Origin of the sequence: Sphingomonas sp. GM_Shp_1 (assembly GCF_026540895.1) — a bacterium.
GTDB lineage: Bacteria > Pseudomonadota > Alphaproteobacteria > Sphingomonadales > Sphingomonadaceae > Sphingomonas.
Genome location: NZ_JALNUR010000009.1, coordinates 45,128 through 67,695 on the forward strand (window position 1 = coordinate 45,128; position 22,568 = coordinate 67,695).

General features: G+C 65.7%; 20 protein-coding genes and 1 pseudogene. 7 read left to right on the forward strand and 14 right to left on the reverse strand.

Annotated features, from left to right (window positions below; genetic code table 11):
* Nucleotides 1-23: 23 nt before the first annotated feature.
* The 3 genes from OXQ33_RS17500 to OXQ33_RS06910 form a co-directional block, all read right to left on the reverse strand.
* Nucleotides 24-1,862, reverse strand: coding sequence for an FUSC family protein (locus OXQ33_RS17500; RefSeq protein ID WP_267433960.1), 1,839 nt, complete (start codon nucleotides 1,860-1,862; stop codon nucleotides 24-26).
* A gap of 379 nt (nucleotides 1,863-2,241) precedes the next feature.
* On the reverse strand, nucleotides 2,242-4,494 hold the full coding sequence (locus OXQ33_RS06905; protein ID WP_267433961.1) for an alpha-galactosidase: 2,253 nt from the start codon (nucleotides 4,492-4,494) through the stop codon (nucleotides 2,242-2,244).
* A gap of 92 nt (nucleotides 4,495-4,586) precedes the next feature.
* Nucleotides 4,587-5,834 (reverse strand): FAD-dependent oxidoreductase, encoded by a 1,248-nt coding sequence (locus OXQ33_RS06910; RefSeq protein WP_267433962.1) that lies wholly within the window; start codon nucleotides 5,832-5,834, stop codon nucleotides 4,587-4,589.
* A 152-nt stretch (nucleotides 5,835-5,986) separates the two neighbouring features.
* On the opposite strand from OXQ33_RS06910, the gene OXQ33_RS06915 reads away from it, so the two are divergent.
* Nucleotides 5,987-6,202: a DUF4170 domain-containing protein gene (locus tag OXQ33_RS06915; protein WP_267433963.1), complete on the forward strand. Its 216-nt coding sequence runs from the start codon at nucleotides 5,987-5,989 to the stop codon at nucleotides 6,200-6,202.
* Between the two features lie 318 nt (nucleotides 6,203-6,520).
* Here OXQ33_RS06915 and OXQ33_RS06920 read toward each other — a convergent pair whose 3' ends face one another.
* The 5 genes from OXQ33_RS06920 to carA all read right to left on the reverse strand — a co-directional run bounded on the left by OXQ33_RS06920 (nucleotide 6,521) and on the right by carA (nucleotide 12,518).
* A complete protein-coding gene (locus OXQ33_RS06920) occupies nucleotides 6,521-7,159 on the reverse strand; it encodes a rhomboid family intramembrane serine protease (protein WP_267433964.1) in 639 nt (212 codons plus the stop codon).
* A 4-nt stretch (nucleotides 7,160-7,163) separates the two neighbouring features.
* Nucleotides 7,164-7,640: a transcription elongation factor GreA gene (greA, locus tag OXQ33_RS06925; RefSeq protein ID WP_042483476.1), complete on the reverse strand. Its 477-nt coding sequence runs from the start codon at nucleotides 7,638-7,640 to the stop codon at nucleotides 7,164-7,166.
* A 95-nt stretch (nucleotides 7,641-7,735) separates the two neighbouring features.
* Nucleotides 7,736-11,068 (reverse strand): carbamoyl-phosphate synthase large subunit, encoded by a 3,333-nt coding sequence (gene carB / locus OXQ33_RS06930; protein WP_267433965.1) that lies wholly within the window; start codon nucleotides 11,066-11,068, stop codon nucleotides 7,736-7,738.
* Nucleotides 11,068-11,337, reverse strand: a complete 270-nt coding sequence (locus tag OXQ33_RS06935; RefSeq protein ID WP_267433966.1) for a hypothetical protein — start codon at nucleotides 11,335-11,337, stop codon at nucleotides 11,068-11,070. The genes carB and OXQ33_RS06935 overlap by 1 nt, the downstream gene beginning before the upstream one ends.
* Nucleotides 11,334-12,518 carry a glutamine-hydrolyzing carbamoyl-phosphate synthase small subunit gene (carA, locus tag OXQ33_RS06940; RefSeq protein ID WP_267433967.1) on the reverse strand — a complete coding sequence of 395 codons (1,185 nt, stop codon included), beginning with the start codon at nucleotides 12,516-12,518 and terminating at the stop codon, nucleotides 11,334-11,336. Before carA ends, OXQ33_RS06935 begins: the two co-directional genes overlap by 4 nt.
* A 141-nt stretch (nucleotides 12,519-12,659) precedes the next feature.
* Between carA and OXQ33_RS06945 the strand changes: the two genes are divergently transcribed.
* The 5 genes from OXQ33_RS06945 to OXQ33_RS06965 all read left to right on the forward strand — a co-directional run bounded on the left by OXQ33_RS06945 (nucleotide 12,660) and on the right by OXQ33_RS06965 (nucleotide 18,805).
* Nucleotides 12,660-13,112, forward strand: coding sequence for a GatB/YqeY domain-containing protein (locus tag OXQ33_RS06945; RefSeq protein WP_267433968.1), 453 nt, complete (start codon nucleotides 12,660-12,662; stop codon nucleotides 13,110-13,112).
* A gap of 22 nt (nucleotides 13,113-13,134) precedes the next feature.
* A complete protein-coding gene (locus OXQ33_RS06950) occupies nucleotides 13,135-13,656 on the forward strand; it encodes a DUF559 domain-containing protein (RefSeq protein WP_346015344.1) in 522 nt (173 codons plus the stop codon).
* A gap of 235 nt (nucleotides 13,657-13,891) precedes the next feature.
* The gene (dnaG, locus tag OXQ33_RS06955) at nucleotides 13,892-15,739 is read left to right on the forward strand and encodes a DNA primase (protein ID WP_267433969.1); all 1,848 of its coding nucleotides are present in this window, start codon (nucleotides 13,892-13,894) and stop codon (nucleotides 15,737-15,739) included.
* Nucleotides 15,740-15,881: 142 nt separating this feature from the next.
* Nucleotides 15,882-17,912, forward strand: a complete 2,031-nt coding sequence (gene rpoD / locus OXQ33_RS06960) for an RNA polymerase sigma factor RpoD (RefSeq protein WP_267433970.1) — start codon at nucleotides 15,882-15,884, stop codon at nucleotides 17,910-17,912.
* A gap of 251 nt (nucleotides 17,913-18,163) precedes the next feature.
* The gene (locus OXQ33_RS06965; protein ID WP_267433971.1) at nucleotides 18,164-18,805 is read left to right on the forward strand and encodes a peptidylprolyl isomerase; all 642 of its coding nucleotides are present in this window, start codon (nucleotides 18,164-18,166) and stop codon (nucleotides 18,803-18,805) included.
* Between the two features lie 325 nt (nucleotides 18,806-19,130).
* Here OXQ33_RS06965 and rplS read toward each other — a convergent pair whose 3' ends face one another.
* The 4 genes and pseudogenes from rplS to OXQ33_RS06985 form a co-directional block, all read right to left on the reverse strand.
* Nucleotides 19,131-19,523, reverse strand: a complete 393-nt coding sequence (rplS, locus tag OXQ33_RS06970; RefSeq protein WP_219020303.1) for a 50S ribosomal protein L19 — start codon at nucleotides 19,521-19,523, stop codon at nucleotides 19,131-19,133.
* A 9-nt stretch (nucleotides 19,524-19,532) separates the two neighbouring features.
* A pseudogene (gene trmD / locus OXQ33_RS06975) lies at nucleotides 19,533-20,254 on the reverse strand (tRNA (guanosine(37)-N1)-methyltransferase TrmD); the annotation flags it as partial.
* Nucleotides 20,251-20,634: a type II toxin-antitoxin system VapC family toxin gene (locus OXQ33_RS06980; protein WP_267433972.1), complete on the reverse strand. Its 384-nt coding sequence runs from the start codon at nucleotides 20,632-20,634 to the stop codon at nucleotides 20,251-20,253. The gene OXQ33_RS06980 and the pseudogene trmD, both read right to left, overlap by 4 nt.
* On the reverse strand, nucleotides 20,627-20,899 hold the full coding sequence (locus OXQ33_RS06985) for a hypothetical protein (protein WP_007404154.1): 273 nt from the start codon (nucleotides 20,897-20,899) through the stop codon (nucleotides 20,627-20,629). Before OXQ33_RS06985 ends, OXQ33_RS06980 begins: the two co-directional genes overlap by 8 nt.
* A gap of 85 nt (nucleotides 20,900-20,984) precedes the next feature.
* Here OXQ33_RS06985 and OXQ33_RS06990 point away from each other — a divergent pair, with 85 nt between their 5' ends.
* On the forward strand, nucleotides 20,985-21,893 hold the full coding sequence (locus tag OXQ33_RS06990; protein WP_267433973.1) for an NAD(P)/FAD-dependent oxidoreductase: 909 nt from the start codon (nucleotides 20,985-20,987) through the stop codon (nucleotides 21,891-21,893).
* Here the strand turns inward: OXQ33_RS06990 and rimM are convergent.
* Both rimM and OXQ33_RS07000 read right to left on the reverse strand, forming a co-directional pair.
* Complete coding sequence (gene rimM, locus OXQ33_RS06995; protein WP_267433974.1) at nucleotides 21,883-22,371, reverse strand: ribosome maturation factor RimM; 489 nt, start codon at nucleotides 22,369-22,371, stop codon at nucleotides 21,883-21,885. The two genes, OXQ33_RS06990 and rimM, sit on opposite strands and share 11 nt — an antisense overlap.
* Nucleotides 22,349-22,489: a hypothetical protein gene (locus OXQ33_RS07000; protein ID WP_267433975.1), complete on the reverse strand. Its 141-nt coding sequence runs from the start codon at nucleotides 22,487-22,489 to the stop codon at nucleotides 22,349-22,351. The genes rimM and OXQ33_RS07000 overlap by 23 nt, the downstream gene beginning before the upstream one ends.
* Nucleotides 22,490-22,568: the final 79 nt, after the last annotated feature.

Genomic DNA, 22,568 nt, shown 5'->3' on the forward strand with positions numbered 1-22,568 from the left:
GAGGAAGAGCCGCTCAATCGAACCTAGGCCCGCGCCCCCGCCCTCTCTCCCAATCGCGCATGCCATGCCAGGGCGGCACGCCCGGCCAGGTTGCGCATGTCCTGCAACGACGCCAGATCGGCCTCGCGACGGGTGCGCCGGTGCAACCAGCCGCCGGGATCATGGGCGGCGATCTCCGCCTCCACGCTCGCGCGCCCGGCGGCGGCGCGCGCGGCCTCGATGACCGCGAACGGCTGATCGCTTTCCACCGCCTCGCCATAGCGGCGATTGGCGCGGATGCCGTCCTCGATCCGCTTGGGCAAGGGCGGGCCGAAGTCGCTCCGAAAGGCGAGGACCGCGACCAGTGCGGCCAGGCTGCCGACGATATTGTCGATCATCCGCGCCGACGCGATACCGACGCCCGGATGCAGCATGTCGGTGACCAGCACGAACAGCACCGTCAGGAACATCACGAAAATAGTGTAGTTGACCGAGCGCAACGCCATGGTGATCGCGGTCAGGGCCACCGCGACCAGCGCGGGCACGATCGGACCACCGCCGAGCAGGGGCAGCGCGTGCGCCATCATCCCCCCGATCAGGCTACCCAGGATACGCTCCAGACAGCGCGCCCATGTCACCCGGACGCCGCCTTGAAGCACGACGATCACCGCCATCGCCGCCCAATAGGGATAGCCCAGCCCGAAGATGATCGCCGCATAATAGACCATGATCAGCCCCCCGGCCTGACGCAGCCCCTGGCGAACCATCGAGACCGGCGAGCCCGTTCCGACCGTCGCCGGGGCTACCTCCACGGCGGTGTCCCGCCCCGACAGCAGCGACAGCGCCGATCCGAAAGCCGCCGCGCATCCCTGGAACGGATCGTCGGTCAGGACGCCGCGCACCGCCCGTATCCTCGCGCACGCCTCCGCCAGCACAGCCTCGGTGCGGGGTCGCTGGCGAAGGGATAGCCACCAGGCGGACACCGCGTCGCGGCACGCCTTGGCCAGAGCCGCCCGCTCCTCCACCGGCCCGTAGCGATCGATACAGGCCTGATCGAGCGCGAGCAGCGCCCCGAACATCGTCTCCGCCGCCGCCAGTTCGCGCCGGGCCGTCGCCGCCCGGCCCGGCTCGCTCTCGAAGCGGACCAGCACCTCGCGGAACCGCTCGATCGCCAGACGCACCGCGCGGCGATGCTCGGCATGATCGCTATGCCACTGCGCGTCGCGGTGGGGACGGTCGCGCAGCCCGGCGAGGTAATCCGCCATGTCGAGCAGCCGCGCGCTCACCGATTGACCGGCACGGCGCAGCGGGTCGAACGCATCGATGCGCCAGAGGAGATTGATCAGCGCATAACTCCACGCCGCTCCGGCGAAGAACGCCATCGCCAACAGGAACGCGGCATCCAGCCGGTTCGGAAAGCCGACCGCGACCACCGCCACCACGCCCGACAGCGTGCCGACGAGCCCCCCGAACTTGAGCCGCCCCGCGCCCAACGTCACGAGGAAGACCAGGAGCGGGCCGACGATCATCGCCGCATGCGGTGCGATCGACGCCGCCCAGGAGCCGACCAGCACCACCGCCGTCCCCCCGGCCACAAAGACCGCCAGCAGCCGACGGCGCAGGTGATCCGGCCCCGGCACGTCGCACAGGCATGTCCAGAAGGCGGCATAGACCGCCCACCCCCATTCGCTCCGCCCCGTCAGGATCGCCAGAAGCAATGGCAGGGCGACCGCCACCGCCGCGCGATAGCCCTCCGCATGGTTCAGATGTTCGGGGACGAGGCTGAACGAGCGCAACTCCAATCGGCGACCCAGCCTTCGGATCGCTCGTGTCACCCCGTATCGATCGCCCGGAGGCCCCTCGACAAAGCCGCGCTTCGTCACGCAAGTCTCCACCATCCAACATCGCGCAGTATAGCGGCTTCGCGATCCTGATCCATATTACGGGTGGAGGGGGCCGGCCTAGGGCCAATCCACATTCATGCCACTCCCTCTTCCCTCTCCCCTGGATAGGGGAGAGGGTTAGCGGAGCTTGCCAGCCTGCTGGCTAGCGCAGCTTGGGTGAGGGGTCGAGCGAGCCAAAGGCTCGCGCGCGCTTTGCGCGCTCCACCCCTCACCCAGCTCCAACTAGGCCTTTGCTGTGCAAAGCCTAAGTCTGCGCAACCCTCTCCCCTCAGAGAGGGGCGAGGGAAAAGAAGGGCATATCTGAATGTCGATCCGGCCTATTGGATGACCGGCCCCCGTCAATGGCGCGCTTCGTCGATCAGTTCACCGCCTCGAACACGAACGCCGTGCCGACATAGTCGCCCTTCAACGGCGCGCGCAGCCCTCGGTTCATCCAATAGGCCCCTGACGCCCGCTCCGGCACGCCTGCGGGCCGGGCCGCGCCGTCGAGCATCTTCACGCCGTAGATCCGCGCCGGGTCCAGCCCCTGCGCATGGATGGCGGCGGGATTGTCGCGCCACATCGACGAATGCAGCATCTGGAACAGCACAGCCTGCCGTTTGTCGCGACCGACATACATGGTCGCCGCGGTCGCATTGTCGCCGGTCGGCGATTCCAGTCGATAGAGCGCGCCACGCTGCACCGTCTCGCGGATCGTCTTGTACGCCGCCACCCATTTGCGCGCAGTGGCGAAGTCGGTGTCGGTCCACTTGTCCAGGTTCGCGCCGATGCCCAGCCCGCCCTGCATCGAGGACAGGAAACGATAATCCAGGCTGGTGACGCGGGTGTTCGCCCAATTGGGGCTGTCGGTCACCCAGGCCATCATGACCGCAACGGGATAGGCGCGGGTGAAGCCGTCCTGGATAGTCAGCCGGTCGGCGGGGTCGGTATTGTCCGACGGCCAGACCTCATCGGTCAGCCCGATGATCCCCAGGTCGACACGGCCGCCGCCGCCCGAACACGCCTCGATCTCCAGCTTGGGGTGACGCCGCCGCAATTCGGACAGGATATGATAGAGGTTGCGGACATAATCGACATAGACGCGCTGCTGGTCGGCGACCGGCTGTTCGGGCCAGCCCGCCTCGGTCCAGTTGCGGTTATAGTCCCACTTCAGGAACGCGATGTCGTTCTCGCTGACCAGCTTATCGAGCACGGCGAGCAGGTGATCGCGGACATCGGTGCGCGCGAGGTTCAGGACCAGCTGGTTGCGCCCCTCCGTCCGGGGCCGGTCGGGGAAGTTCAGCACCCAGTCGGGATGCGCGCGGTACAGGTCGCTGTCGACATTGACCATTTCGGGCTCGACCCACAGGCCGAAGTCCATGCCCAGCCCCGTCACCCGGTCGATCAGGGGTTTCAGGCCGTTGGGGAATTTGGCCGGGTTGACCGTCCAGTCGCCCAAGCCCGCCTTGTCGGAGTTCCGCGCGCCGAACCAGCCGTCATCGACCACGAAGCGCTCGACGCCGATCTTCGCGGCCTTGTCGGCCAGCGCCATCTGCCCCGCCTCGGTCACGTCGAAGGCGGTCGCCTCCCAGCTATTGTACAGGACCGGGCGTACCCGCGCCTTGTCGCCGTGCGGCAGAATATGGGCCACCTCGAACCGGTGGAAGGTCCGCGACGCGCCGCCCAGCCCCTCGCCCGAATAGCCCGCATAGAAGATCGGCGTATCCAGCGTCTCGCCCGGCTTCAACGTCCAGGAGAAGTCATGAGGGTTATACCCGCCCGCGATCCGCACCCGGCCCAGATTGTCCGATGCCACGCTGATCCGGAAGGATCCCGACCAGGCGAGCGCGCCATACCAGACCGGGCCGTTCACTTCGCTGGTCAGCCCTTCCCGACCGATCGCGAACCAGGGATTGTTGCCATGGCCGGTCGACCCGCGACGGCTTTCCAGCACGGTCGCGGCGGCCTCGACCGGCACCGTCTTCTGCGTCCATTCGGCGGCGTGGCGACCGGTCAGATAATGAAGCCGGTAATCGTCCCCCACCGGCAGCGAGAAGACCGCCGCCGCCAACTGATCGACCCGCACCGGCCCGGCATCGCCGTTGCGCACCTTGGCGGAGCGCGCGACGATGCCGGTTTCCGGATCGATGGTGTAGGTCAGGGTGACGAACAGCGGTCGCCGGATATCGGCGAGTTCGACGGTCAGCGTCTCGCCGCTGGCCTTGTGGCTGCGATATTTCAGGACCAGGTCGCGATTGCCATCGGCGAACAGCGCCTTGACACCCGGCTCGCTGACCAGCCCCTCGCCCTGCCCCGGATATTCCTGAAGCGTCACCGATCCGGCGGGATCGAAGCCCGACAATTCGCCCGGCGCCTTCAGGACGATGGGGTCACCCGTCTTGACCGGATCGCCCGAGACCAGCGGATCGCCGTCCGCCAGCGCCGAACCCCAATAGAGCGGCTGGAGATAGCCCTTCTCATCCACCCCCATGGCATAGGTGACGCCGCCGCCGTCGAGCCGGAAGACCCTCGCCCCCGCAGGCGCCGTGACCTTGGCCGAGACCGGCGCGGCCCCCGTAACGGCGACCGCCGCCATGCCCATTCCCGCCAGAACGACGTTCCGCCAGCGCATCCCACTCTCCTGCCCAATTTTCTGCAAAGCTTTGCATTAAGTCTGACATACCGGCAGGATGTGGCGCAAGGACTTGTTTGGGCGCGATCCTGTCAGCCGAGCGGCCAAAGCGTCTTGAGCGGTCGTTGCGGGTCCGCCAAAGCCTCGTCCGGCACCACCGCGCCGTCGGCGACCAGCGCCTTCCCCTGCACGAAGTCGCGCATGGCGTTGACGCAGTCGAGTGCAATCACCCGGTCGCCCCGCAGATAGACAACGGAAAAGCTGCGGCCCGCCGGATCGCCGCGCAGGATCGCGCGGTCATGCCCGGCGGACAGGCCGACCGTCTGCAACTTCAAATCATATTGATTGGACCAGAACCAGGGCACCGCATGATAGGCGACATCCTTGCCCATGATCGTCCGCGCGGCGACCGTCGCCTGATCATGCGCGTTCTGCACCGACTCCAGCCGGATCACCGCGCCATCGGCGAAGGCGTTGGCATGGGCGGCGCAATCACCGATCGCGAAGACATGCGGCAGGCTGGTCCGCCCCTGTGCATCCACCGTCACGCCATTGTCGCCCTCCGCGCCCGCCGCGATCAACGGTTCGACCGAGGGGATGATGCCGATGCCGACGATCGCCATCTGCGCAGGGAGGACGATGCCATCGGCAAGGCGCACGCCACTGATCGCCCCCTCCCCTTCGAGGCAGGCGACACTCTCGTTCAGGCGGACCGTCACGCCGTGCGCGCGGTGTTCGGCCTCGTAGAAACGGGACAGGGCCTCGCCCGCGACGCGCGCCAGCACGCGGTCCTGTGCCTCGACGATGGTCACCGCCTTGCCGAATTTGGTCAGGACGGCGGCGGCCTCCAGCCCGATATAGCCGCCGCCGATCACCACCACCTCGCGAACATCGGGCAGTTCCGCGATCAGCCGATCGACATCTGCGCGGCTGCGGACGCTGTGCACGCCCGACAGGTCATGCCCGTCGCAGGACAGCCGCCGCGCATGGCCGCCCGCCGCCCAGATCAGCGTGCCATATTCGACCAACGCCCCGGCCTCCGTGGTCAGACAGCGCGCCTCCGCATCGACCGCGACGGTCCGCTCGGCCAGGCGAAGGGTGACGGCCCGCTCGTTCCAGAAGCGTTCGGGGCGGATCAGGATGCGCTCGAACAGCTTGTCCCCGGCCAGATACTCCTTGGACAGCGGCGGGCGCTCATAGGGCGGATAGGCTTCCTCGCCGATCATCGCGATCGTGCCGTCGAACCCTTCCTGGCGCAGCGCGATCGCCGCCTGCGCGCCCGCATGGCCGGTGCCGATGATGACGATATCGTAAGAGGTCGTGGTGGAACTGTCGCTCATCCGCCGTCCCTAGGATGGAAGCAGGGCCCCTGCCAATCTCCCTGACACATCATCATGAGCCCGTCCCATGACAAAGCGTTGCGAGTGCGAAAGAGCGTCTTCAATCGCGCCGCGCTTGCCGCTAGGGAAAGAGCAAATCCTCAGGAGACACCATGAGCAAGCTGCACCTCGTGTTCGGTGGCCGCGTCAGCGACCCGCAGACCCTCGACTTCGTCGATCCCGCCGCGCTGGAAGTGGTCGGTATCTTCCCCGACTATGCCAGCGCCGAAAAGGCCTGGCGCGCCGCCGCGCAGCGGACGGTGGACGATGCCGAGATGCGGTTCGTGGTCGTGCACCTGCACCGGTTGCTGGAGCCGACGCTGGGTTGATCCCGTGGCCGGGCGAGGCCGGGGGCGTGGTTCCTTCGGCTTCGCTCGAGCCGAGCGGGTGATCGGAATGGGGCAGCGCGCTCCATAACCCGCTCCCCCCCACCTCCCGCCCCCCGTTCGCACTGAGCGAAGTCGAAGTGCATGGGTCCTCAATCGCCGCCGGGCACCAGGATACTGGAAAGGCCAAAGCGTGGCCTTCGACTTCGCTCAGGCTGAACGAAGGTCGGGAATGGATTAGGGCGCTCCATAACCCGCACGCCCACCTGCTGCCCCCGTTCGCACTGAGCGAAGTCGAAGTGCACGGGCATCGCCCGGCCGTCAGGCGTTACGATAGCGCCACAACAGCAACGGCTTGGCGAAGACCAGCCCAGCGATGAACCCGCCGATATGCGCGGCGACCGCGATCGCACCCATGCCCATACCGGCATAGCCGAGCAGCAACTGGATACCGATCCACCCCGCCGCCAGCCACAGCACATGCGTCGTCTCGGCGGACAGCCCGGCGACGCCCTTCGTCGCGCGACGGCGACCATAGAGCAACGCATAGGCCCCGACGATCGCCGAGATCGCCCCGCTCGCGCCGATCATCGGCATGGGCGAGGCGGGATCGGGGAAATATTGCGCGATCGCCGCCGCATAGGCCCCGACGACGTACAGCACCGCAATGCCCCGCGCGCCGATGGCCCGCTCGGTCTGCGCACCGCAATAGACCAGCATGACGAGGTTGAAGGCGATATGCGCCAGCCCGCCATGGACCAGAGTCGCGGTCAGCGGGGTCAGCAGCGTCGGCACGGCGAAGCCGAAATCGGGGGGCAGCGCCGCGCCCTCGAACCGCAGGGGGATGAAACCCGCCGCGACCGCCGCATCGGGCACCATGCCCGTGAGGATGAGGATCAGCGACACGACCGCCGTGACGGCCGCGATGGCCGTCGTCGCCCGTGCCGCTGTCCAAGTCATCGGATCAAATGAACTCGATCTTGCTGACGACGTAATAGCGGTCGCCCGACGGCACCGTCACCTCGACCTCTTCGTCCAGCTTGCGCCCGATCAGCGCACGGCCGAGCGGCGAGTTGTAGCTGATCCGGCCGGTCTTCGCGTCCGCCTCGGTCTGGCCGACGATCTGATACTTGACCGGCTTGTCGTCCTCGTCGAGCAGCGTGACGGTCGCGCCGAACACGATCTTGTCGCCCGACAGGTCCTTCGGGTCGATGATCTGCGCGCGGCTCAGCTTGTCCTCGATATCGGCGATCGTCGCCTCGACCTGGCCCTGGCGTTCCTTGGCCGCATGATATTCGGCATTTTCCGACAGGTCGCCATGCGCGCGCGCTTCCTCGATCGCGTCGACGATCAGCGGCCGTTCCTCTTTCAGACGCCGCAGGTCCTGGGTGAGCTTGTCATAGCCCTCCTGGAGCATCGGCATCTTTTCGACGGTCGCCATAATCTCTGTCCCCAATTCCATACGCATTCCCGGTACGGACCGCCCTCCCCGAACGGGAGAGCGGTCCGCCAGCACATCATGTTCTCATGTCGGGATCAGTTGTGCGAACGCGAATAGTAGGATTGCAGGGGGCGTACTTCAAGACCACGGGTGCCTGCGGTCGCAATCGCCTTCGCCGCCTCGACGCTGGCGGGCGCTGTGGTGAAGTAAGGAATCTTCTGGCCGAGCGCGGCTTCGCGGATCGGCTTGGAGTCCTTCAGGCTCTGCCAACCCTCGGTCGTGTTGAAGATCAGGGTGATGCCGCCGTCCTTGATCCGGTCGACGATATGCGGCCGTCCCTGCGCCACCTTGTTGATCTTTTCGACCGTCACACCGGCGCGATCGAGATAATCGGCGGTGCCCCCCGTAGCGACGATGGCGAAGCCCGCTTCGGACAGCATCTTGGCGGCAGGGACGATCTGCGGCTTGTCGCCGTCCTTGACGCTGATGAACACCGCGCCTTCGGTCGGCAGGACGGTGCCCGCGCCGAGCTGCGACTTGGCGAAGGCGGTGGTGAAGTCGGGGTCGATGCCCATGACCTCGCCCGTCGACTTCATCTCCGGCGACAGGACTGGGTCGACGCCGGGGAAGCGCGCGAACGGGAAGACCGCTTCCTTGACCGCATAATAGTCGATGTGGCGGTCGATCTGGGGAAGGTCGGCCAGCTTCTCGCCCGCCATGACGCGTGCCGCGATCTTGGCGATGGGGGTGCCGATCGCCTTGGCGACGAAGGGCACGGTGCGGCTGGCGCGCGGATTGACCTCGATGAGGTAGACTTGGCCGTCCTTCACCGCGAACTGGATATTCATCAGGCCGCGTACGTTCAGCCCACGCGCCAGTGCCTCGGCCTGACGCTCGATCTCGGCGATGATTTCGGCCGACAGGCTATAAGGCGGCAGCGAGCAGGCGGAGTCGCCCGAATGGACGCCCGCTTCCTCGATATGCTGGAGCACACCCGCCACGACGACCTGGTCGCCGTCGCAGATCGCGTCCACGTCCACCTCGATCGCGTCGCGTAGATACTGGTCGATCAGCACCGGCGCGTCGCCCGATACCTGCACCGCCGTCTGGATATAATCCTCCAGCTGCTGCGGCCCGTCGACGATCTCCATGGCGCGGCCGCCCAGCACGAAGCTGGGGCGCATCAGCACCGGATAGCCGACGCGCTCGGCGACGATCAGCGCTTCCTCGCGGCTGCGCGCGATGCCGTTCTTGGGCTGGAGCAGCTTCAGCTTGTCAACCAACGCCGCGAACTGCTCGCGATCCTCGGCCAGGTCGATGGCATCGGGGCTGGTGCCCAGGATCGGGATGCCAGCCGCTTCCAGCGCGCGGGCGAGGTTCAGCGGGGTCTGGCCGCCGAACTGCACGATCACGCCGACCAGCTCGCCCTTCGACTTCTCGACGTCGAGAATGGCGAGGACGTCCTCGGCGGTCAGCGGCTCGAAGTAGAGCCGGTCCGAGGTGTCATAGTCGGTGCTGACCGTTTCCGGGTTGCAGTTGACCATGATCGTCTCATAGCCCGCATCCGCCAGCGCGAAGCAGGCGTGGCAGCAGCAATAGTCGAACTCGATGCCCTGCCCGATCCGGTTCGGACCGCCGCCCAGGATCACGATCTTCTTGCGGTCGCTCGGCACCGCCTCGTCCTCGGGCTCGCCGAAGGTCGGGGCTTCATAGGTCGAGTACATATACGGCGTCTTGGCGTCGAACTCCGCCGCGCAGGTGTCGATCCGCTTGAACACTGGGCGCACGCCCAGCTTCTGGCGATGCTCGCGCACCTCCTGCTCGGTCACGCCGCCGGTCATCATCTTGACAACCTCGTGGATCAGGCCCGAACCCCGCGCGATGCCTCGATCCATGCCGCGCAGATTGGCCGACTGGAGCGCCAGATAGGCCAGCCGCTTGTCGGAGAAGCCCATCGCCTTCAGGCGGCGCATACCCGCCGCATCCTGCGGCAGGCCGTTTGCCATGACCTCGTTCTCGGCCGCGACGATCTCCGCGATCCGCTCCAGGAACCAGGGATCGTATTTGGCGATCGCATGGACCTCGGCGACGGTGAAGCCTTCGCGCAGCGCCTGGGCGGCGACCAGCAGCCGGTCCGGGGTCGCCTTGGCCAAAGCCGCCTCGATCTCGGCGCGCGGTGCGCCCACCAGATGCTCGACATTGTTGAAGCCGCTCAGGCCCGTCTCCAGGCCACGCAGCGCCTTCTGCATGGACTCGTGGATGTTGCGACCGATCGCCATCACCTCGCCCACCGACTTCATCGCGGTCGACAGCACGGGCTCGGAACCCTTGAACTTCTCGAAGGCAAAGCGCGGGATCTTGGTGACGACATAGTCGATCGTCGGCTCGAACGAAGCCGGGGTCGCGCCGGTGATGTCGTTCTCGATCTCGTCCAGCGTATAGCCGACCGCCAGCTTGGCGGCGACCTTGGCGATGGGGAAACCGGTCGCCTTCGACGCCAGCGCGGATGAGCGCGACACGCGCGGGTTCATCTCGATGACGATCAGGCGGCCGTCCTTCGGGTTGACCGCGAACTGCACGTTCGAGCCACCCGTCTCCACGCCGATCTCACGCAGCACCGCCAGGCTGGCGTTGCGCATGATCTGATATTCCTTGTCGGTCAGGGTCAGCGCGGGCGCGACGGTGATCGAGTCGCCGGTATGGACGCCCATCGGATCGATATTCTCAATCGAGCAGATGATGATGGAATTGTCGTTGCGATCGCGCACGACCTCCATCTCATATTCCTTCCAACCGAGGAGAGATTCCTCGATCAGCACCTCGGTCGTCGGCGAGGCGTCGAGCCCGGCGCGGACGATCGCGATGAACTCCTCGCGATTATAGGCGACGCCGCCGCCGGTGCCGCCCAGGGTGAAGCTGGGGCGGATGATGGCGGGCAGGCCGACCTTCTCCAGCCCCTCCAGCGCTTCGGCCTCGGAGTGCGCGATGGCCGAGCGGGCGGACTCCAGCCCGATCTTCTCCATCGCGACCTTGAACTTCTGACGGTCCTCGGCCTTGTCGATCGCCTCGGCGTCGGCGCCGATCATCTGGACGCCGAACTTCTCCAGCGTGCCGTCATGGAACAGCGCCAGCGCGGTGTTCAGCGCGGTCTGCCCGCCCATCGTCGGCAGGACCGCGTCGGGGCGCTCCTTCTCGATGATCTTGGCGACGACGGCGGGCGTGATCGGCTCGACATAGGTCGCGTCGGCCAGCTCGGGATCGGTCATGATCGTCGCCGGGTTCGAATTGACCAGGACGATGCGATAACCCTCTTCCTTCAGGGCCTTGATCGCCTGCGTGCCCGAATAGTCGAACTCGCACGCCTGACCGATGACGATCGGACCAGCGCCGATGACGAGGATGGAGGAGATGTCGGTGCGTTTTGGCATTACTTTTCTTCCGAAGCTTGTGCGTTGCCGATGAAGCCGATCTTGTTCATCGGCACGACGGCGCTGACTTTTTTGAGCACGCACTCAATCTTGGCGAAATCGGCGTCCGGGCTTCCCCGAAACACGACCTCACGGCCCCTGAGCACCAACCAGCTGCGCGGCGCGCGGCACGCGTCGGCCATGGCGTTCAGATCCGCCTGACTCACCTGACGCTGGGGCCGGGTCGGTTGCGCCGCGACCTGCAAGGCAAGTGCGAGCCGCAGGCTCATTTCCGCAGCGACCCCACGAACCGCTCGAACAGATAGAAGCTGTCCTGCGGCCCCGGCGAGGCTTCGGGGTGATACTGGACCGAGAAGGCCGGGCGGTCGGTCAGCTCAAGCCCCGCATTCGACCCGTCGAACAGCGACACATGCGTCTCACGCGCGTTGGCGGGCAGCGTCTCGCGCTCGACCGCGAAGCCGTGGTTCATGCTGGTGATCTCGACCAGGCCGTCGGACAGGCGCTTGACCGGGTGGTTCGCGCCGCGATGCCCCTGGTGCATCTTGGTGGTCTTGGCGCCGACCGCCAGACCCAGAAGCTGGTGGCCCAGGCAAATGCCGAACAGCGGCTTGGCCGTCTCGAGCAACTGGCGGATCACCGGCACCGCATATTCGCCCGTCGCCGCCGGATCGCCGGGGCCGTTGGACAGGAAGATGCCGTCCGGGTTCAGTGCCATCACATCCTCGAACGAGGCGGTGGCGGGGACCACCGACACCTTCGCCCCGGCCTGAACCAGGTTGCGGAAGATGTTGTGCTTGCTGCCATAATCGATCGCGACGACGTGCGGGCGATCCTCGCCCTCCGCGCCTGCATAGCCGAAGCCCAGCCGCCACAGGCCGCCCTCGCGGGTTTCGCCCCAGCCATAATGTAGTTCGGTCGACACATGCTTGGCAAGGTCCATGCCCTCCAGCCCCGGCCAGGCGCGCGCCTTCTCCAGCAGCGCGGCGATGTCGAATTCGCCCGAAGCCGAATGCGCGATCACGCCGTTGGGCGCTCCAGCCGCACGGATGCGGCGGGTCAGCGCGCGGGTGTCGATGCCCGCCAGGCCGATGCGGTTGTGCCGTGCCATCCAGCCCGCCAAATTCTCCACTGCGCGGAAGTTGGACGGGGCGGTCGGGTCCTCGCGGACGATCATGCCCAGCGCGTGCGGCGCGTCCGCCTCGATATCGTCGGGGTTCGCACCGACATTGCCGATATGCGGGAAGGTGAAGGTGATGATCTGCCCGGCGAAGGACGGATCGGTCATGATCTCCTGATAGCCGGTCATCGCGGTGTGGAAACACACCTCGCCCACGGCATCGCCCTCGACGCCGAAACCGCGCCCCCACAACACGTCTCCGTTCGCCAGAACGAGAACACCCGTGGCGCCCTCAGGCTTTTCGGGCATGGCGAATGGCTTGGCGTCGGCCATGATCGGCGGGCACTCCTCATTAAAATGTCTGCAATGTCGCTAAGTGGCGTCCGCTAGACCCCGATGGCCCATCCGTCAACCGGTTCACGGAATTGCTTTGCGGCGCTATCGTCCCCGCCTTTCAGACAAGACGGACAAAACATGATTCGCGACGACATCAAGGCCGCGCAGGTGGCCGCCATGAAGGCTGGCGACAAGGAAAGCCGCGCGGCGATCAGCCTGATCCAGGCCGCCATCAAGAACCGCGACATCGAACTCCGCACCGGGACCGCGCCCGCCGATGACGACATGGTCGTGATCGAAGTGCTGCAGAAGATGGTCAAGCAGCGCCGCGAATCGATCGCCATGTATGAACAGGGCGGTCGCCAGGAACTGGCTGATGCCGAGAAGGCGGAAGTGGCGGTGATCGAACGCTTCCTGCCGCAGACACTGACCGAGGAGGAGACCAAGGCCGCGATCGAGGCGATCAAGGCGGAGATCGGCGCGTCGGGAATGAAGGATATGGGTCGCGTCATGGCCGAGCTGAAGGCGCGGCATGCGGCGGTGCTGGATATGAGCAAGGCGAGCGGGTTGGTGAAGGCTTCGCTGGCGTGATGTGAGTTGGGGAGTTGGGGGCATGGATCGTTTTGATCGCAAGCGTAGTCCCCTCCCCCAACCCCTCCCGCCTGCGGGAGGGGAGCCTGTTTCGTTTGATGGAGAGGGCTGCCCTCCGCCAAGAGCGCATCCCCTCCCGCAGGCGGGAGGGGACCGAGGGGAGGGCCCCCGGCCTTTCCGTGAAAACCGACCGACGCGGCAGGCGCGAGAACTCCGCCTCAACCCCACCGATGCGGAGCGAAGATTGTGGCGCGCGCTATCCCGTCGTCAGGTGGCGGGGGTGCGCTTCAACCGGCAAGTCACGGTCGGTCCCTTCATCGCCGACTTCGCCGCCCGATCGGAAAAGTTGATCGTCGAAGTCGATGGCGGCCAGCATGACGCCCAAGCCGCTTATGACGAGGCCCGCACCCGCTATCTCGAAGCGCAGGGCTGGCGCGTCATCCGCTTCTGGAACAACGATGTCCTTCGCAATCTGGAAGGCGTTGTCGCGACAATCGAGCGCGCGCTCGCGGACAAGCCCTCCCCTCAGTCCAGTTTCAGGTAAACGATGCCCCGCATCGTTTAGGTCATGCCGGGGGCATGACCGACCTGAAACTCGCCTGCGGGAGGGGAAGCGCTTGAGGCACGGACAGCCCTAACCTCACGACCCGCAAGCTCCCCTCCCGCAGGCGGGAGGGGTTGGGGGAGGGAAAGCCCCGCGCGTTCGAGAGCCCCGAAACCACCTCTCCCCCTTGCCAAAACACCCCCATCCCGCTACAAATTATAATCGCGAGGACGCCATGAGCCTGACCCCGCAATTCCTTGACGAGCTTCGCGCTCGGACCAGTCTGTCGGCGCTGATCGGCAAGACGGTGAAGCTGCAAAAGGCGGGCCGGGAATATAAGGGCTGCTGCCCTTTCCATAACGAAAAGACGCCCAGCTTCTACGTCAACGACGACAAGGGCTTTTACCACTGCTTCGGCTGTTCGGCGCATGGCGATGCCATTCGCTGGATGACCGACCAGCGCGGTCTGCCCTTCATCGATGCGGTCAAGGAACTGGCGCAGGTCGCCGGGCTCGACATGCCCGAGCAGGACCGCCGCGCCGCGCAAAAGGCCGAGCGCGCCAAGGGCCTGCACGACGCGATGGCTGATGCCGCGTCGTGGTTCTCCGAGCAACTGGGCGGCCTGTCGGGCGGTGACGCGCGCACCCTGCTCGAACGCCGCCGGGTGACGCCCGAGACGGCACGCGCCTTCGGCCTGGGCTTTGCGCCCGACAGCCGGGGCAAGCTGAAGGCCGCACTCAAGGACTATGGCGACCCGGCGTTGATCGAATGCGGGTTGCTGATCAAGGTCGACGGCAAGGACCCGTATGACCGGTTCCGGGGTCGGTTGATGATCCCGATCCGCGACGCGCGCGGCCGGGTGATCGCGTTCGGCGGCCGGATCATCGGCGATGGCGAGCCGAAGTACCTCAACTCGCCCGACACCCCGCTCTTCGACAAGGGGCGCACCCTCTACAATCTCGACCGCGCGGCACCGGCCGTGCGCAAGTCCGGCCGCGTGCTGGTGGTCGAGGGCTATATGGACGTGATCGCCCTGGCCCAGGCCGGGATCGCCGAGGCGGTCGCGCCACTCGGCACCGCGCTTACCGAGCATCAGCTGGAACGGCTGTGGCGGATGGTCGATGTGCCGACGCTCTGCTTCGACGGCGACGCGGCGGGGCAGAAGGCCGCGATCCGGGCCGCGCACCGCGCGCTGCCTTTGCTCCAGCCGGGGCGTAGCCTGTCCTTCGTCACCCTGCCCCAGGGCCAGGATCCCGACGATCTGGTCCAGGAAAAGGGCGCGGCGGGCTTCGAGGCGGTGCTCCAGCGCGCGACCCCGCTCAGCGACCTGCTCTGGCAGTCGGAGATTGCCCAGGCCCAGACCGACACGCCTGAGGGCCGCGCCGCGCTGAAACAGCGGCTGGAGGAACTGGCGCAGCAGATCCCGCACAAGGATCTGGCCTACGAATATAAGCGCGCGATGATGTCGCGCTATTTCGACATCTTCGGCATCCGCCGCGTCAATGCCGCGGCACTTCACGAAGCAGTAGCTCAAGCCAATAGAAACGCTGGAAGAGGTGTAGATTACGCCATCATTCGCGCGATGCTTTTGGGCCTCATGCGCTATCCCCACGTCCTTTATCGCTACATGGACGAGATAAGCCGCCTTGACCTGAAAGATCGCTATCTTAAATCTTGGCAGCATCATCTACTCGACATAGCCGTTGAAAACCCGAGTTGGTCCAATCAAGAATCGGCTGTGGTCGAAAGCTGGATTGAACAAATTTTGGCTCAGACTGACGTCGATCCAATCGACGCCCGTAACTACACTCGCGACCTTGCTTTCACATTCTTCAGCAAAAAGAGTGACCCCGCCATCGCCGTACGCGACTTGGAAAAGGTCATCGAGGTGATGCTGGAGGAGAGCGAAACACGGCAAAACCGCGAGCGCGCGGTCGAGGCGTTCCAGGCCGACATGACCGAGGATCGCTTTGCGGAGCAAACGCGGTGTCACGCGGCACACGCGCAATCGCTGGACCAGCTCTATCGCTGGCTGGAAGCGGCGCGCGATCTGGCGGACAAGCAAGCCGGGGAGGCCGCTTGATACAGACCACCCCGCGCCCCATATCCGGGGCATATTGGGCTACCCACGCCCACACTGGAAAATTACGCATGGCCCTCTCACCCGCTTGCATGATCGGCAAGCGGTGTGACAGAGGCCGGGCATTGAGACCCGAGGGCATTTGATGGCGAAGGCGAATATGGCGGCGGATACGACCGATACCACGGAAACGGGCGATGCGCCGCTGATCGACCTGAACGAGGCGTCGATCAAGAAGCTGATCGCGCGCGCCAAGAAGCGCGGCTACATCACATACGACCAGCTGAACGAAGCGCTGCCGCAGGACCAGATGTCCTCCGACCAGCTCGAGGATATCATGGCCGCCCTCAACGAGATGGGCGTCAATATCGTCGAGAATGAGGAGCAGGGCGAGGACGGCGAAGGCGAGGAAGAGGCCGACGACGCCGCCGACAGCGTGGACGGCGACGCCGATGCCGGGCCTCAGCCGGAAACGAAGAAGAAGGAAACCGTCGATCGCACCGACGATCCGGTCCGCATGTACCTGCGCGAGATGGGCGCGGTGGAACTGCTGTCGCGCGAGGGCGAGATCGCCATCGCCAAGCGGATCGAGGCGGGTCGCGACACGATGATCCTGGGGCTGTGCGAAAGCCCGATCACCTTCAACGCGATCATCGACTGGTCGACCGCGCTGAACGAAGGCACGATGCAGTTGCGCGAGATCCTGGATCTCGACGCCATGCTGTCCAAGGACGCCGGCCCGGAAAATCTGGGCGAGGAGGACGAGGACGACAATGGCGAGATCAGCGCCAAGAACGCCGGTCCCCAGTTCAAGGAAGAGGAAGAGCCCGAGGAACCCTCGGTCGATGACGAGGATGGCGAGGGCGGCGAACGCCGTGGTCCGCGCGCCGAGGACGAGGAGGAGGACAACACCCTCAGCCTCGCCCAGATGGAGGAAACGCTCAAGCCGCAGGCGCTCGAGAAGTTCGCCAACATCACGAACATCTACAAGAAGTTCTCGAAAATCCAGCAGCAGCGCCTGGAGTCCATGGCGCTGGGCGGCGAGCTGTCGGCGGCGGACGAGCGCAAGTACCACAAGCTGCGCGAGGAGCTGACCGCCGAGGTCGAAAGCGTCCAGTTCCACAATGCCAAGATCGAGTTCCTGGTCGACCAGCTTTACGCCTTCAACCGCCGCCTGACCGCGCTGGGCGGCCAGATGCTGCGCCTGGCCGAGCGTCACAAGGTCAACCGCAAGGACTTCCTGGACCGCTATCTGGGCCATGAGCTGGACGAGAACTGGCTCGACACGGTGCGCGGGCTCGACAAGAAGTGGGGTAACTTCGCCTCCAACGAAGCCGCGACCGTCGACCGCATCCGCAGCGAGATCGCCGAGATTTCGCAGCAGACCGGCATGGCGCTGACCGAATTCCGCCGCATCGTGAACATGGTGCAGAAGGGCGAGCGCGAGGCGCGGATCGCCAAGAAGGAAATGGTCGAGGCGAACCTGCGCCTCGTCATCTCCATCGCCAAGAAATACACCAATCGCGGCCTGCAATTCCTAGATTTGATCCAGGAGGGCAATATCGGCCTGATGAAGGCGGTCGATAAGTTCGAATATCGCCGCGGCTACAAGTTCAGCACCTATGCGACGTGGTGGATCCGTCAGGCGATCACCCGCTCGATCGCCGACCAGGCGCGGACCATCCGCATCCCGGTCCACATGATCGAGACGATCAACAAGCTGGTGCGCACCAGCCGCCAGTTCCTGCACGAGCAGGGCCGCGAGCCGACCCCGGAGGAGATGGCCGAGCGCCTCTCCATGCCGCTGGAGAAGGTGCGCAAGGTGATGAAGATCGCCAAGGAGCCGATCTCCCTCGAAACGCCGATCGGCGACGAGGAGGACAGCCACCTGGGCGACTTCATCGAGGACAAGAACGCGGTCATTCCGGTGGATGCGGCGATCCAGGCCAATCTGAAGGAAACGGTCACCCGCGTTCTCGCTTCGCTGACCCCGCGCGAAGAGCGCGTGCTGCGCATGCGCTTCGGCATCGGCATGAACACCGACCATACGCTGGAAGAGGTCGGCCAGCAGTTCAGCGTGACCCGCGAACGCATCCGTCAGATCGAGGCCAAGGCGCTCCGCAAGCTGAAGCACCCCAGCCGCAGCCGCAAGATGCGCAGCTTCCTCGACCAGTAAGGTCACTGGAACCGCTCAATGGAAAGGGTCGCCGATCGAAGGATCGGCGGCCTTTTTCATATCCCTCATGCTCCCAATCTTCACTCCGGCGGGGGGCGGAGGTGCCGTCGCCGAGCCCCGGTCACATGACCGCCCTGCCAATAGCATCCCGGCTGCCGCCAAGAGGATGTGGTGGGTTTTCGACCTTCATAAGCGGGCCAGGAATGGCCGCCCCCTCCACAATCTTGGGCAAAGCGGGTAATCGGCACCCTATGAAGTATGCGTTGCCGTTTCTCGCGCTGCTGACCGCAGCCGCGCCCGCCAATCAGAATGTCCCCCGCCCCGGCTATGTCCGGGTCCAACTCAATACCTCCGAAGGGCCGATCGTCGTCGCGCTCGACACGCGCCATGCGCCCGCGACCAGCGCCAATTTCCTGGCCTATGTCGATGACGGGCGGTTCGACGGTACGGTCTTCTACCGCGCCGCGCGCGACAAGCGGAACCCCAAGCAGGGTTTCGTCCAGGGCGGCATCCGCACCGATGCGCGCCGCATCCTGCCTCCCTTCCCGCTGGAGACCACGGCGCAGACCGGGATCAAGCATCTGGACGCCACCATCTCGATGGCGCGGGGCCAGTCGCCCAAATCGGCGGGTGGCAATTTCTTCATCACCGTCGGCCCGACGCCGGGCATGGACGCGAGGCCAGGCTATCCGGGCTATGCCGCGTTCGGGCGCGTCGTCGCGGGCATGGATACGGTGAAGAAGATTCTCGCCAAGCCCTCGGGCGGCGGCATGGACGCGATGAAGGGGCAGATGATCCTGCAACCCGTCCGCCTGATCACCGCCAAGCGCCTGGACGGCAAGCCCAAGCCGACCGGCGAACCCAAGGTGTGGTTGATCAATTTCGGGGGCTGAGGCCCCTCTCCCCAGCGTTCGGCCGGAGGAGTTCAAAGGCCACGCTTCGGCTCTTACCAAGCCCTGAAACGCGTTCGTCGCTTGGCCTTCGACTTCGCTCAGGCTGAACGGAGGTGGGGGATGAACCCCTCCCCCTCACCCGCCCGCCAAGCCCCCCGGCCCTCGGTTCGCACTGAGCGAAATCGAAGTGCACGGGTCGACCGCCGATGCTGGGCGCCCTGATCCCACATGCGGTTCGGGGCATATCCCAAAGAAAAAGGGCGGCGACACCGTTCGGTGCCACCGCCCCCTTCACTGTCGAACCGCTGGACGGTCCGCGCGCCGATTACTCGGCGGCTGCGGTGCCCTTGGCCGGACGCGGATCGCGACGCTCGGCGATACGCGCCGACTTGCCGGTGCGACCACGCAGATAGTACAGCTTCGCGCGACGCACGGCGCCCTTGCGGACGACATCGATCGAGTCGACGTTCGGCGAGTAGAGCGGGAAGACGCGCTCCACGCCCTCACCGAAGGAGATCTTGCGGACGGTGAAGGACGAGCCCATGCCCTTGTTCGAGCGGGCGATGCAGACGCCCTCATAGAACTGGACGCGGGTGCGCTCGCCTTCGACGACCTTCACACCGACCTTCAGCGTGTCGCCGGGGCGGAATTCCGGGATCTTCTTCGTCTCGTTGAACTTGGCGATCTGCTCAGCTTCGATCTGCTGGATCACGTTCATGACACTATTCCTCACTCGTTGCCGCGCGCCAGAGGGCGACCGACCCGAACGCCCTCATGACGTTCCCAAAGGTCCGGCCGCCTTGACCGTGTATCCTCGCAAGCCCGGGCATGACGCCAGGCCGCGATTTTCGCATGATCCCCCGATCGCAGCACTTCAGGGATCGTGCGCCCTTCCCATGTCGAGGGTCGGGTATATTGCGGATATTCGAGGAGGCCGCTTTCGAAGCTTTCCTCGACTCCGCTGGAAGCCGCGCCCATTACGCCGGGAAGCAGCCGAACGCAAGCGTCGAGCAGCACCAGCGCCCCCATCTCGCCACCAGACAGGATATAATCGCCGATCGACACCTGTTCGATGCCCCGCGCCTCGAACAGGCGCTCGTCGAACCCCTCGAACCGGCCGCATAGCACGGTGACGCCCGGTCCCGCCGCCAGCTCCCGCACACGCGGCTGGGTCAGGGGTGCCCCACGCGGCGTCATCGCCAGCACGGGCCGGTCGTCGGCCACCGAGTCGACCGCCGCCGCCAGCACATCGGCGCGCAGTACCATGCCCGCCCCGCCCCCGGCGGGCGTGTCGTCGACCGAGCGATGCTTGTCGGTGGCGAAGTCGCGGATCTGCACCGTCTCCAGCGCCCAGCGCTCCTCCCGCAGCGCCCGGCCTGCCAGCGAAGCACCAAGCGGTCCGGGGAACATCTCCGGATAGAGCGTCAATATCGTTGCGCGGAAGGTCACAGCGTCCAGTTCTCGATGGTCAAGCCGGGGATGTCGGCGAAATCGGCTTCGTTGTTGGTTACCAGCGTCAGCCCCGTCGCCAGGGCATGTGCGCCGATCAGCCGGTCGAACCGCCCGCGCCGGAACGGGATCGTCGCATAGGCCGCGGCGGCGCGCCGGTCGAACGGCAATATCGGCACGCGATCGAAAAAGCGATCGAATGCGGCAACGGCCTCCTCACCATGGTGTTCGAGGCCCCTCATGATCTCGGCATAGGTGATCGCCGACGCTACCGCGCTGCCGGGCTCGCAAGTCGCCAGGCGTCGGGCCGCGCGACCATCCGCATCGCGCAGGACATAGATGCAGATATTGGAGTCGAGCAGAAAACGCGGCTCAATCACGGCCGAGTAGCTTCCCGTCCCAATCCAGCGCCCGTGGCTCCATCTCGAAATCCTCGCGCTCGATCGGCTTCAACCACGGCATCGAACCCGCGATGCCGGTCAGGTCGATCGTCTTGCGCGGCGCCTGAACCGGCTCGAACACATAACGCCCCTGCTCTTCACGCAAGGTCATTTCCGTGCCCTCGGTCAGTCCCAGCGCGGCGGGGAGGCGCAATGCGAGCGAATTGCCCGAGCGGAAGACCTTCGCCTGATAATCCTTGCCCATATCGCCTCCGTATATACGCCATGTATATACACGACCCCGCGCGAAACGCCAAGGAACACTGGCCGCCCTCACGCTTTGCCTCGCCATGGACGATTGCATCATCATCGGGGCGGGGCCGGCGGGGCTGACGGCGGCCATCTATCTCGCGCGCTATCACCTGCGCATCCATATGTTCGACAGCGGGTCGAGCCGCGCCGCGATGATCCCCTGTACGCATAACCATGCCGGTTTCCCCGAGGGGATCAGCGGCAAGGCGCTGTTGTCACGGATGCATGAGCAGGCGCGGCTCTATGGCGCGCATTGTACGCCGCACCGCGTGACGGCGATCCATCCCGAAGACAGGCATTTCCGCATCGCGACCGATGAGCGGGAATATAGGACGCGAACCGTGTTGCTGGCGACCGGCGTGGTCAACCACCGCCCCAAGCACTTGCTGCCCGAGGTGCATGACCCGGCGCTGGAACGCGGCCTGATCCGCTATTGCCCGGTCTGCGACGGCTATGAGGTCACCGACAAGCGGGTCGGGGTGATCGGCACCAGCGATCATGGCATGCGCGAGGCGCTGTTCCTGCGCGGCTTCACTCGCGACGTGACGCTGATCGCGCCCGATGCAGCCCACGACCTCGATCCCGCATGCGCGAAAGCCCTGGATGAAGCGGGCATAGTCCGGGTCGACGGCCCCTGCGGCGGCTGGGCGATCGAAGGTAACCGGATCGCGCTCGACACCGCGAGCGGGCGGATGCGCTTCGACAGCGTCTATCCGGCGATGGGGTCGCGCATTCGGTCGGAACTGGCGGTGTCGGCGGGCGCGAAGGCAGACCCCAGCGGATGCCTGGAGGTGGACGACCACCAGCGTACTTCCGTGCCGGGCCTGTTCGCGGCGGGGGATGTGGTAAAGGGGCTGGACCAGATCGGCCATGCCATGGGTGAGGCCGGGGTCGCAGCGACGACGATCCGCAACCTGCTGAACGAGCAACACCCGATCAGGCGATGAAGGCGCGCTCCACGATCAGGCGATGCTGATCCCATTCGGGAACCGCTTCGGCCTTCATCGGCACCATGAAGCGGCGGCCATCGGGCCGTTCGATCTCGAGCACGTCGCCCGCACCGAAATTCTCGATCAGCGCGACATGGCCCAATTCCTCGCCGTCGATGGCGATGGCGGGCAGGCCGATAATGTCGGCATGATAATATTCCCCCTCTTCCAGAGGAGGCAGCGCCGAGCGCGGCACGGTCAGTTCTGTGCCCCGAAGCGCCTCGGCCGCATTGCGGTCGGTGACCTCGGCGAAGCGCGCGATGACGCCGTTGGAACCATCGCGCGCCGACTTCAGCGTCAATGCGCCGTCATTGAACGAACGATAGTCCGACAGATCGTCCGCAAAGACCTTCAGCCGAACCTCGCCCGTAATGCCATGCGCGCCGATGATGACGGCCAGCGTGACGCGCGGTTCACCCGTTGGGCGAATCGCCATCCCCGTCGGGGGCGTCGTCTCCGCCTTCGGCGGGGTCTGGCGCGGAGACGCCTTGGTTGGTCGCGTCGTCATGATCGTCGGGTGCGGTCCGGGGATCGGGTTCGGTCGGCGGGGTCATGCGCTTATCCTCTCAAGCCAATGACTTGAAGAAACGCATGACCCCTGTTCCGGTGCCTTGCGCGGGACCGATCGCGATC

Coding starts and splice junctions, on each gene's coding strand:
- OXQ33_RS06920 (WP_267433964.1), bottom strand. CDS start 7,159: ATGACTTGGACAGCGGCACGGGCGACGACGGCCATCGCGGCCGTCACG.
- greA (WP_042483476.1), bottom strand. CDS start 7,640: ATGGCGACCGTCGAAAAGATGCCGATGCTCCAGGAGGGCTATGACAAG.
- OXQ33_RS06910 (WP_267433962.1), bottom strand. CDS start 5,834: ATGAGCGACAGTTCCACCACGACCTCTTACGATATCGTCATCATCGGC.
- OXQ33_RS06945 (WP_267433968.1), top strand. CDS start 12,660: ATGATTCGCGACGACATCAAGGCCGCGCAGGTGGCCGCCATGAAGGCT.
- rplS (WP_219020303.1), bottom strand. CDS start 19,523: ATGAACGTGATCCAGCAGATCGAAGCTGAGCAGATCGCCAAGTTCAAC.
- OXQ33_RS07000 (WP_267433975.1), bottom strand. CDS start 22,489: ATGACCCCGCCGACCGAACCCGATCCCCGGACCGCACCCGACGATCAT.
- carA (WP_267433967.1), bottom strand. CDS start 12,518: ATGGCCGACGCCAAGCCATTCGCCATGCCCGAAAAGCCTGAGGGCGCC.
- carB (WP_267433965.1), bottom strand. CDS start 11,068: ATGCCAAAACGCACCGACATCTCCTCCATCCTCGTCATCGGCGCTGGT.
- OXQ33_RS06990 (WP_267433973.1), top strand. CDS start 20,985: ATGGACGATTGCATCATCATCGGGGCGGGGCCGGCGGGGCTGACGGCG.
- OXQ33_RS06905 (WP_267433961.1), bottom strand. CDS start 4,494: ATGCGCTGGCGGAACGTCGTTCTGGCGGGAATGGGCATGGCGGCGGTC.
- OXQ33_RS06915 (WP_267433963.1), top strand. CDS start 5,987: ATGAGCAAGCTGCACCTCGTGTTCGGTGGCCGCGTCAGCGACCCGCAG.
- OXQ33_RS06985 (WP_007404154.1), bottom strand. CDS start 20,899: ATGGGCAAGGATTATCAGGCGAAGGTCTTCCGCTCGGGCAATTCGCTC.
- OXQ33_RS06965 (WP_267433971.1), top strand. CDS start 18,164: ATGAAGTATGCGTTGCCGTTTCTCGCGCTGCTGACCGCAGCCGCGCCC.
- dnaG (WP_267433969.1), top strand. CDS start 13,892: ATGAGCCTGACCCCGCAATTCCTTGACGAGCTTCGCGCTCGGACCAGT.
- OXQ33_RS06950 (WP_346015344.1), top strand. CDS start 13,135: ATGGATCGTTTTGATCGCAAGCGTAGTCCCCTCCCCCAACCCCTCCCG.
- OXQ33_RS06935 (WP_267433966.1), bottom strand. CDS start 11,337: ATGAGCCTGCGGCTCGCACTTGCCTTGCAGGTCGCGGCGCAACCGACC.
- rpoD (WP_267433970.1), top strand. CDS start 15,882: ATGGCGAAGGCGAATATGGCGGCGGATACGACCGATACCACGGAAACG.
- rimM (WP_267433974.1), bottom strand. CDS start 22,371: ATGGCGATTCGCCCAACGGGTGAACCGCGCGTCACGCTGGCCGTCATC.